The organism is Streptomyces chilikensis, assembly GCF_001642695.1.
GTDB classification, from domain to species: domain Bacteria; phylum Actinomycetota; class Actinomycetes; order Streptomycetales; family Streptomycetaceae; genus Streptomyces; species Streptomyces chilikensis.
Window position 1 is genome coordinate 3,821,526 of the sequence record NZ_LWCC02000005.1, and the last position, 10,270, is coordinate 3,831,795.

The window sequence follows — 10,270 nt, forward strand, 5'->3', positions numbered from 1 at the left end:
GTGAATCCGCCCCGCGGCCGGGGTGGCCGCGGGGCGGAAGGGGGGGGCGGGTCAGCCGCCGTAGGCGCCGGAGGCGGTGAGGCGCAGGGCGGTGTCGATCAGCGGGACGTGGCTGAAGGCCTGGGGGAAGTTGCCGACCTGGCGCTGGTGCTTGGAGTCCCACTCCTCCGCCAGCAGCCCCAGGTCGTTGCGGAGCGACAGCAGCTTCTCGAAGAGCCGCCGCGCCTCGTCGACCCGCCCGATCATCGCGAGGTCGTCCGCCATCCAGAAGGAGCACGCCAGGAACGCCCCCTCGTCACCGGCCAGGCCGTCCACGTTCTCGTCACCCGGATGCGTCGGGTAGCGCAGGATGAACCCGTCCGGGGTGGACAGCTCCCGCTGGATCGCCTCGATGGTGCCGATCACCCGCTTGTCGTCCGGCGGCAGGAAGCCCACCTGCGGGATCAGCAGCAGCGCGGCGTCCAGCTCCTGGGAGCCGTACGACTGGGTGAACGTGTTGCGCTCGGGGTCGTAGCCCTTCTCGCAGACGTCCCGGTGGATGTCCTCGCGGAGCTCCCGCCACCGCTCCAGCGGCCCTTCCGCGTCCCCGGACTCCACCAGCTTGATGGTGCGGTCCACCGCGACCCAGGCCATCACCTTGGAGTGCACGAAGTGGCGCCGCGGCCCGCGCACCTCCCAGATGCCCTCGTCCGGCTGGTTCCAGTGGTTCTCCAGGTAGCCGATCAGCTTCACCTGGAGCTGCGAGGCGTAGTCGTTGCGGGACAGGCCCGTCATGTGGGCCAGGTGCAGCGCCTCGATGGTCTCGCCGTAGACGTCCAGCTGCAGCTGGTGCGCCGCGCCGTTGCCGACCCGGACCGGGGCGGAGTTCTCGTACCCCGGCAACCAGTCCAGCTCCGCCTCGCCCAGCTCGCGCTCGCCGGCGATGCCGTACATGATCTGCAGGTTCTCCGGGTCGCCCGCCACCGCGCGCAGCAGCCACTCGCGCCAGGCGCGGGCCTCCTCGCGGTAGCCGGTGCGCAGCAGCGAGGAGAGGGTGATCGCCGCGTCCCGCAGCCAGGTGTACCGGTAGTCCCAGTTGCGGACGCCGCCGATCTCCTCGGGCAGCGAGGTGGTCGGCGCGGCGACGATGCCGCCGGTCGGCGCGTAGGTGAGCGCCTTGAGCGTGATCAGCGAGCGGATCACGGCCTCCCGGTAGGGGCCGTGGTAGGTGCACAGGGCGACCCACTCCCGCCAGAAGTCGTCGGTCGCCGCCAGCGACTGCTCCGGCTCCGGAAGCGGCGGCGGCTCCTTGTGCGAGGGCTGCCAGGAGAGCGTGAAGGCGATCCGGTCACCCTTGGAGACGGTGAAGTCGGTGTAGGTGGTCAGGTCCTTGCCGTAGGTGGTCAGCTCCTCCTCGCGGCCGAGCACGGCGGCGTCGTACCAGACCGAGTCCGGCCCGGCGGTGCCGACCAGCCGGCCGTTGCGCCGGTGCACCCACGGCACGATTCGGCCGTAGGAGAACCGCATCCGCAGCGCGGAGCGCATCGGGACCTCGCCCGAGACGCCCTCCACGATCCGGACCACCTGCGGGGCGCCGTCACGCGGCGGCATGAAATCGGTCACCCGGACCGTGCCGTCCGGGGTGTCCCACTCCGACTCCAGGACGAGCGAGTCGCCCCGGTAGCGGCGGCGGGTGGCGTCGGGCGCTCCGGCCTCCGGCGCGTGGGCGGGCCCGACGCGCCAGAAGCCGTGGTCCTCGGTGCCCAGCAGGCCGGCGAAGACGGCCTGAGAGTCGAAGCGGGGCAGGCACAGCCAGTCCACCGTGCCGTCCCGGCAGACCAGGGCGGCGGTCTGCATGTCTCCGATGAGTGCGTAGTCCTCGATACGCCCGGCCACGTGCAACTCCAGTCGAACGGCCACATCGTCCCGGCAGGGACGGTCGCTCTCTTGCGGTCAAGTCAAAGGGGAAGTGAAGCGGAAAAAGACAGTTGTTCGCTTGAGTATGAGCTGACGCTCCCGAATGTCCACGTTTTCCTATGTCCGGTGTAACCGGGGACACGGCCTGTACACGGGCTTGGGTGGTGCCGTCCTGCCGGGCCGGGCTGTCAGCGAGTGTCCGAGCAGGATACGACGCGGGATGATGATCCGCGCGACGCTCACGGCAACAAGAGTGGTCCGAACGGGTGAGCGACCGGTGAAGAAGGGAAGCCGCAGGTCACAGCCGTGGCCCTGGTGCGCGGGCGCCTTCGGTCCCGCGCGCTGATACCCTGGTAGCCCGTGGACCGGTGGGAGAAAAACCCCGGCACCGCAGCGACGGCCCCCCCGGCGAAACCGGGTCGGCAAGCCGCTCCGCATCCCCAGACACCGCCACCACGGGAGCCCCCTTTGGCCATGCCCGCTGCTTTCCGAAACAGCAACGCCACGACGACCAAGCACATCTTCGTCACCGGGGGTGTCGCCTCCTCGCTCGGGAAGGGTCTGACGGCGTCCAGCCTCGGCATGCTGCTCAAGGCCCGCGGCCTGCGTGTCGTCATGCAGAAGCTCGACCCCTACCTGAACGTCGACCCGGGCACGATGAACCCCTTCCAGCACGGTGAGGTGTTCGTCACCAACGACGGGGCCGAGACCGACCTGGACATCGGCCACTACGAGCGCTTCCTCGACCGCGACCTCGACGGCTCGGCCAACGTCACCACCGGCCAGGTCTACTCCACGGTGATCGCCAAGGAGCGCCGCGGCGAGTACCTGGGCGACACCGTCCAGGTCATCCCGCACATCACCAACGAGATCAGGCACCGCATCCGCCGCATGGCGACGGACGAGGTCGACGTGGTGATCACCGAGGTCGGCGGCACGGTCGGCGACATCGAGTCGCTGCCCTTCCTGGAGACGGTCCGCCAGGTCCGCCACGAGGTCGGCCGCGACAACGTCTTCGTGGTGCACATCTCGCTGCTGCCCTACATCGGTCCCTCCGGTGAGCTGAAGACCAAGCCCACCCAGCACTCGGTGGCCGCCCTGCGCAACATCGGCCTCCAGCCGGACGCCATCGTGCTGCGCTGCGACCGCGAGGTCCCCACCGCCATCAAGCGCAAGATCTCGCTGATGTGCGACGTGGACGAGGACGCCGTGGTGGCCTGCCCGGACGCCCGGTCCATCTACGACATCCCCAAGACGATCCACGGCGAGGGCCTGGACGCCTACGCGGTGCGCAAGCTCGACCTGCCGTTCCGCGACGTCGACTGGACCACCTGGGACGACCTGCTGGACCGCGTCCACAACCCCGACCACGAGATCACCCTGGCGCTGGTCGGCAAGTACATCGACCTGCCCGACGCCTACCTGTCGGTGACCGAGGCGCTGCGCGCCGGCGGGTTCGCCCACAAGGCCCGCGTCAAGATCAAGTGGGTCGCCTCCGACGACTGCAAGACCCCGGCCGGCGCCGAGCGGGAGCTCGGCGACGTGGATGGCATCTGCATCCCCGGCGGCTTCGGCGACCGCGGCGTCTCCGGCAAGGTCGGCGCCATCCGGTACGCCCGTGAGAACGGCGTCCCGCTGCTCGGCCTCTGCCTGGGCCTGCAGTGCATCGTGATCGAGGCGGCCCGCAACCTGGCCGGCATCCCCGACGCCAACTCCACCGAGTTCGACCCGGCGACCGCCCACCCGGTGATCTCCACCATGGCCGAGCAGATGGACATCGTCTCCGGCGAGGGCGACATGGGCGGCACCATGCGCCTGGGCATGTACCCGGCAAAGCTGGCCGAGGGCTCCGTCGTCCGCGAGGTGTACGACGGCAAGGAGTACGTCGAGGAGCGCCACCGCCACCGCTACGAGGTGAACAACGCCTACCGCGCGGAGCTCGAGAAGAAGGCCGGCATCGTCTTCTCCGGCACCTCCCCGGACGGCAAGCTCGTCGAGTACGTGGAGTACCCGCGGGAGGTCCACCCCTACCTGGTGGCCACCCAGGCCCACCCGGAGCTGCGCTCCCGCCCGACCCGCCCGCACCCGCTCTTCGCCGGTCTGGTGAAGGCCGCGGTCGAGCGGCAGCAGAAGGCCGGTGCCGCCGGCGCCGAGTGATCGGCCGGACGATGATCGGGTGACGATACGGTGGCCGGGGTACGCGCCTTTCGGGGCGCGTGCCCCGGCTCCGCCGCTTCCGCGCGCCCTCCCGTGCGCCGAGTTCCGGGAAGCCGAGTTTTCGAGGACCCGTGCCGAGTTCCGAGTTCGTGGAGAGGACCGCCCAGATGAACGACCCGGTGATCAAGGACGCTCCGGAGGAGTGGGAGATCCGCTCGTCGAGCACCCCGTTCACGGGCAACAAGACCTCCGTGCGGACCGACGAGGTGGTGATGCCCGACGGCACGGTCGCGGGCCGCGACTACCAGGTGCACCCCGGCTCGGTGGCCGTCCTGGCACTGGACGACGAGGACCGCGCCGTGGTGCTGCGCCAGTACCGGCACCCGGTGCGCCAGAAGCTGTGGGAGATCCCGGCCGGCCTGCTGGACGTCCCCGGCGAGAACCCGCTGCACGCCGCCCGGCGCGAGTTGTACGAGGAGGCCCACGTCAAGGCCGAGGACTGGCGGGTGCTGGCGGACGTCTACACCACGCCCGGCGGCTGCGACGAGGCGGTGCGGATCTTCCTGGCCCGCGGGCTCTCCGACGCCGAGGGCGACCGGTTCGAGGTCGAGCACGAGGAGTCCGACATGGAACTGGCGCGGGTCCCGGTGGCGGACCTGGTGCGCGGCGTCCTGTCGGGCGAGCTGCACAACAACTGCCTGGTCGTCGGCGTGCTGTCGCTGGTCGCCGCCCGCGCCGGGGAGGGACTGGACGCGCTGCGGCCCGCCGAGGCGCCGTGGCCCGCCCGGCCGTTCGAGGCGTAGTCCCTCCCGGACGCAGGAGAGCCCGGCCCGCGGACCGGCCCGGCGGGGGCGCCTTCCGGCCCGGGCGGGCGGCTCGTACCCGCGTCCGGTCGGGGGACCGGGGGAGCGTGGTCCCCCGGACCGCCGCCGCCATGTGAACTACGCTCGTGCAAGGCCCCGCCGACGGGGTGGCGCGTGCGTGCAGGACGGGAGTGTGGCCCGTGACGGACCAGGCGGTGGACACCGGCAGCCGGGCGCCGGAAGCGGCGCGGACGCCCTCCGGCGAGCCACCCGCGCCGGCGCCGTCGTCCGCCCCGCCCTCCGGCTTCCTCGGGCGGACCCGGGAACTCAGGGAACTCCTCGCCGACATCGAGCGGGCCGGGCTCAACACCCTCGCCGGCCGCAAGGACCCCCGCGCCCGGGTCCTGCTGGTCGCCAGCCGCCCCGGCGCGGGCCGCACCGCCCTCGCCGGGGAACTGGTCCGGCTGGTCGCCGGCCGCTACCCCGACGGCGTGCTGCGCGCCCGGCTCACCGAACCCGGCGGGGACCCGGTCCCCACCACGACCGCCGCCCGCCGCCTGCTGGAGGCCCTGCCCGCCGCCCCGCCGCCCGGCGCCGGCGAGGACGAACCGGCCGAGGCGCTGCGCGCCGCCCTGGCCACCCGGAAGGCCGTCCTGCTGCTCGACGACGCCACCGAGGCCGAACAGGTCGACGAACTGGTCCCCGACTCCCCGGACTGCCTGGTCGTCGCCGTCTCCCGCGGCCCGCTCACCGGCATCCCCGACGTGCGGCCCTGCGTGGTCGGCGGCCTGGACGTCCGCTCCGCCGTGGACCTGCTCACCCGCCGCATCGGCCCCGTCCGGGTCACCGTCGACCCCTGCGCCGCCCAGCAGCTCGCCGAGGAGTGCCACGGGGAACCGGCCACCCTGCTGCTCGCCGGCGGCTGGCTCGCCGACCGCCCCGAGGTGGCCGTCGCCGACCTGGTGGCCCAGCTGCGCGCGGATCCGGGGGCCGGCCCCCTCGACCGGATGCTGGGACTGGTCCACGACGGCCTGCCCGCCGCCGTCGCGAGGATGCTGCGGCTGTTCTCCCTCGCCCCCGCCGGGCTGGTCGACCCGCACGGCGCGTCCGCCCTGGCCGGCTGCTCCCCGCAGGCCGCGGCCGAGGCCCTGGAGAAGTTCGACGGCCTGGCCCTGCTGCGCCGGGTGCCCGCCTCCGGACCGCTCTACGAGGTCCCCGGCTGCCTCCACCCCCTGCTGTCCGCCCTCGCCGCGCGACTGGACCGCCCCGAGGAGCTGCGGCTGGCGCGGGCCAGGATGCTGGAGCGGACGGTGCGCGTGCTGTACGCCTGCCGGATCGCCGCCGGGAGCGGGGAGGCCGCCCGCGCGCGGCAGCAGGCGCTGCCGCGCGCCCTGCGCTTCGCCGGACCGCAGGAGGCCGCCGCCTGGCTCGACGAGCGCCGGACGGCACTCCTGTCGGCCGCCCGGCTCGCCGTCGCCGACGGGCAGCTGGACACCCTGGCCAGGCGGCTGATGTCCCAGCTGGTGCGGGCGCTGATCGCGCACGTCGGCACCGAGGAGGCGGCCGACGACCTGTACGACGTCCACCGGCTGGTGCTGGACGTCGCCGAGCGGCGCGGCCTCGCCCGCGAGAAGGCGGCCGCCCTGCTCAACCTGGCCGACCTCGACGCCCGCACCGGGCGCACCGCCGAGGCGCTGACCCGCTACCGGGCCGCCCTGGACGCCGCGCGCGAGGGCGCGGACCCCTACGCCGTCGGGCGGGCCATGGAATCCCTCGGCGGCGCCCACCAGGAACTCGGCGACCTCGACCGCGCCGCCGACTGGTACGGCCGCGCGCTCGCCGAACGCCTCGCCCGCGACCAGCGCGCCGACGCCGCCCGCCTCTACGGCCGGATCGCCACCGCCCACGCCCGCGCCGGCCGCCACGAGGAGGCGCTGCGCCACTGGCGGGCCGCCCTCACCGAGCACCGGCGGGGCGGCGACGTGCCCGCGTGCGCCCGGGCGCTGGGCGAGCTGGCACACGCCCAGGAGCACACCGGGCGGTTCGAGGAGGCGCTGCGGACCTGCCGGGAGGCCGTCGCCTGGGCCCGCCGGGCCGGGGACGAGCGGCTGGAGGCGGGCCTGCACCTGCGGCTGGCCGGCACCCTGGAGCGCCTCGGGGACCCGGCCGCGGCCCGCCTGCACCGGGAGACCGCCGGACGGATGCTCGGTGACGGCCCCTCCCCGTGGCCGGGGCGGGGGAGAGGGCGGTGACGGTACGGAGCGGATCATCACCGTACGTCTCTCTGCGCCTAAGAAATCCGTGGCGTATCCCTCGGGTATCACTTGTTTTACAAGGCTAGACAGCGGGGATTCCTTCATTAGACTGGCCAGGTCGCCGGTTCTCCGGCGTGTATCCGGTGTGCTCACAAGCGACCGGTATATCCGTGCATGCCCCGGTGTCACCGCGCCGTCGCGTGCGCGCCCTCAAGCCCCCGACTGCAAGGACCGTGATCGACGTGAAGGTCGGCATCCCCCGCGAGGTCAAGAACAACGAGTTCCGCGTGGCCATCACCCCCTCGGGTGTCCACGAGCTGGTGCGCAACGGCCACGAGGTCGTCGTCGAGCGGAACGCGGGCCTCGGCTCGTCGATCACCGACGAGGAGTACACCGCGGCCGGCGCCCGGATCCTGGAGACCGCCGACGAGGTCTGGGCCGCCGCCGACATGATCCTCAAGGTCAAGGAGCCGGTCGCGGAGGAGTACCACCGCCTCCGCAAGGACCAGGTCCTCTTCACGTACCTGCACCTCGCCGCCGACCGCCCGGGCACCGAGGCGCTGGTCGCCTCCGGCACCACCGCCATCGCCTACGAGACCGTCGAGGTCGACCGCGCGCTCCCGCTGCTCGCCCCGATGTCCGAGGTCGCCGGCCGGCTGGCCCCGCAGGTCGGCGCCTACCAGCTGATGCGCGCCAACGGCGGCCGCGGCGTGCTGCCGGGCGGCGTCCCGGGCGTCGCCCCGTCCAAGGCGGTCGTGCTCGGCGGCGGCGTCTCCGGCTGGAACGCCACCCAGATCGCCGTCGGCATGGGCTTCCAGGTCACGCTGCTCGACCTGAACGTCAACAAGCTCCGCGAGGCCGACAAGGTCTTCGGCACGAAGGTGCAGACGGTCGTCTCCAACTCCTTCGAGATCGAGAAGGCGCTCCTGGAGGCCGACCTGGTGGTCGGCGCGGTGCTGATCCCGGGCGCCAAGGCGCCCAAGCTGGTCACCAACGAGCTGGTCTCCCGCATGAAGCCGGGAAGTGTCCTTGTCGACATCGCGATCGACCAGGGCGGCTGCTTCGAGGACTCCCGCCCCACCACCCACGCCGAGCCGACCTTCAAGGTCCACGACTCGGTCTTCTACTGCGTCGCCAACATGCCGGGCGCGGTGCCGAACACCTCCACCTACGCGCTGACCAACGCCACGCTGCCCTACGTCGTCCAGCTCGCGAACCGCGGCTGGGTCGAGGCGCTGCGCCGTGACCCGGCGCTCGCCAAGGGCCTCAACGTCCACGACGGCCAGGTCGTGTACCGGCAGGTCGCCGAGGCGCACGGCATGGAGCACGTCGCCCTGGAGAGGGTGCTCGGCTGAACGAGCCGTAAACACGGCCGAGTCGACATTCCGACATGACGAGACGGTCACCACGACCGTCAACCCGGCTGTCAACACCGCGAAACCGGCCGGACCTTGGGCGACCAGGTCCGGCCGGTGGCGTGTCCGCGGCCCGCTGAACGGGCGGTGGGCGTCGCGGGCCGCCAACTCGACGTCGGATTTCGGACGTTGTGCACCCGGGTGAATCGTGCCGTGCGACGCGCGTACGCCCTTGACAACGGGCGCGTCCGGAAGGGACACGGCGGGCCGGGTCCGGCGGATTGTGTTGCTGCGAACGGTCGACACGCCATAGAGTCGCCCATCGTCGGCATGGTGCCACGCTGACCTGTCTAGAAGTTTCCTGGTCACCAAGGAGGTAAGACGACTTGTGAATGAGTCGACATTTACTCCCGGGGGTGGTCAGCCAGGAACGCCTGCGGGGGGCACCGGACCCGCCGGAATCGAGGCTGTCGGCTCCGTCGCGGTCCGTACCTTCGCAGCCCACCAGAGCCAGCACCACCACCTGGCTCCGACAGCACACCAGAGCATGGATGCCCATCACGTGAACGCCATGACCGGCGACGCAAGTGGCGCGCCCGACCACTTCGCCGAATACGACGAACTGCCCGAAGGTCACTTCTACGACCCCGACGCCGAATACGAGCCGGACCCCGAGTACGCGGCCACCCTCGCGCCCGACGCCGCCCGCCAGCGTCGTGAGCGCATCGGCCCGACCGGGCGTCCCCTGCCGTACTTCCCGATCCCCGGGCCGCTGACCGACCACGGCCCCGCGAAGATCATCGCGATGTGCAACCAGAAGGGCGGCGTCGGCAAGACGACGTCGACCATCAACCTGGGCGCGGCGCTGGCCGAGTACGGCCGCCGGGTCCTGCTGGTCGACTTCGACCCGCAGGGCGCGCTCTCGGTCGGCCTCGGCGTGAACCCGATGGAGCTCGACCTCACCGTCTACAACCTGCTCATGGAGCGGGGCATGGCGGCGGACGAGGTCCTGCTCAAGACGGCGGTCCCCAACATGGACCTGCTGCCGAGCAACATCGACCTCTCCGCCGCCGAGGTCCAGCTGGTCTCCGAGGTCGCCCGCGAGTCGACGCTGCAGCGGGCGCTCAAGCCGCTGATGTCCGAGTACGACTACATCGTGATCGACTGCCAGCCCTCGCTGGGCCTGCTCACGGTCAACGCCCTGACGGCCGCCCACAAGGTGATCGTGCCGCTGGAGTGCGAGTTCTTCGCGCTGCGCGGCGTGGCGCTGCTGACCGAGACCATCGAGAAGGTCCAGGAGCGGCTCAACCCGGAGCTGGAGCTCGACGGCATCCTCGCCACGATGTACGACTCCCGCACGGTGCACAGCCGGGAGGTGCTGGCGCGCGTGGTCGAGGCGTTCGACGACCACGTCTACCACACGGTGATCGGGCGGACCGTCCGCTTCCCGGAGACCACCGTGGCCGGCGAGCCGATCACCACGTACGCGTCCAACTCCGTCGGCGCCGCCGCCTACCGCCAGCTCGCCAGGGAGGTGCTCGCCCGGTGTCACGCCGAGTGAGTCTGCCCGGAGCCGACGAGCTGTTCCGCACCACCGGGGGCTCCGGCCTCCAGTCCTCCTCGCCGCGTCGCCAGGCCGCCACCGAGCGCGCCGAGGCACGGGTGCCGGCGCCGGCCACCGAGGACGACCCCGCCGTCGCGCGGGACGGCGCCGAGGGCCTGCCGCCCTCGGTGCCCGCGCAGGCCGGCGACGCGCAGGCCGCCGAGCACGCCGTGGCCGACGCGGCCGCCGGGGAACCGGGCG

6 protein-coding genes and 1 pseudogene are annotated in these 10,270 nt (G+C 72.4%); 6 read left to right on the top strand and 1 reads right to left on the bottom strand.

Annotated features, from left to right (window positions below):
* Positions 1 to 51 precede the first annotated feature (51 nt).
* Positions 52 to 1,875: a glycoside hydrolase family 15 protein gene (locus A2U95_RS17070; protein WP_166023494.1), complete on the bottom strand. Its 1,824-nt coding sequence runs from the start codon at positions 1,873 to 1,875 to the stop codon at positions 52 to 54.
* Between the two features lie 495 nt (positions 1,876 to 2,370).
* On the opposite strand from A2U95_RS17070, the gene A2U95_RS17075 reads away from it, so the two are divergent.
* From A2U95_RS17075 to A2U95_RS17100, 6 genes and pseudogenes are all read left to right on the top strand, one after another.
* Positions 2,371 to 4,053, top strand: coding sequence for a CTP synthase (locus A2U95_RS17075; protein ID WP_166023496.1), 1,683 nt, complete (start codon positions 2,371 to 2,373; stop codon positions 4,051 to 4,053).
* Positions 4,054 to 4,220: 167 nt separating this feature from the next.
* Entirely contained in the window at positions 4,221 to 4,856 is a 636-nt protein-coding gene (locus A2U95_RS17080) for an NUDIX domain-containing protein (protein ID WP_166025304.1), read from the top strand.
* Between the two features lie 200 nt (positions 4,857 to 5,056).
* The gene (locus tag A2U95_RS17085) at positions 5,057 to 7,108 is read left to right on the top strand and encodes a tetratricopeptide repeat protein (RefSeq protein WP_166023498.1); all 2,052 of its coding nucleotides are present in this window, start codon (positions 5,057 to 5,059) and stop codon (positions 7,106 to 7,108) included.
* Positions 7,109 to 7,353: 245 nt separating this feature from the next.
* Positions 7,354 to 8,466: an alanine dehydrogenase gene (gene ald, locus A2U95_RS17090; RefSeq protein WP_166025307.1), complete on the top strand. Its 1,113-nt coding sequence runs from the start codon at positions 7,354 to 7,356 to the stop codon at positions 8,464 to 8,466.
* Positions 8,467 to 8,854: 388 nt separating this feature from the next.
* Positions 8,855 to 10,027 carry a ParA family protein gene (locus tag A2U95_RS17095; RefSeq protein WP_166023500.1) on the top strand — a complete coding sequence of 391 codons (1,173 nt, stop codon included), beginning with the start codon at positions 8,855 to 8,857 and terminating at the stop codon, positions 10,025 to 10,027.
* A pseudogene (locus A2U95_RS17100) lies at positions 10,012 to 10,270 on the top strand (hypothetical protein); the annotation flags it as partial. The gene A2U95_RS17095 and the pseudogene A2U95_RS17100, both read left to right, overlap by 16 nt.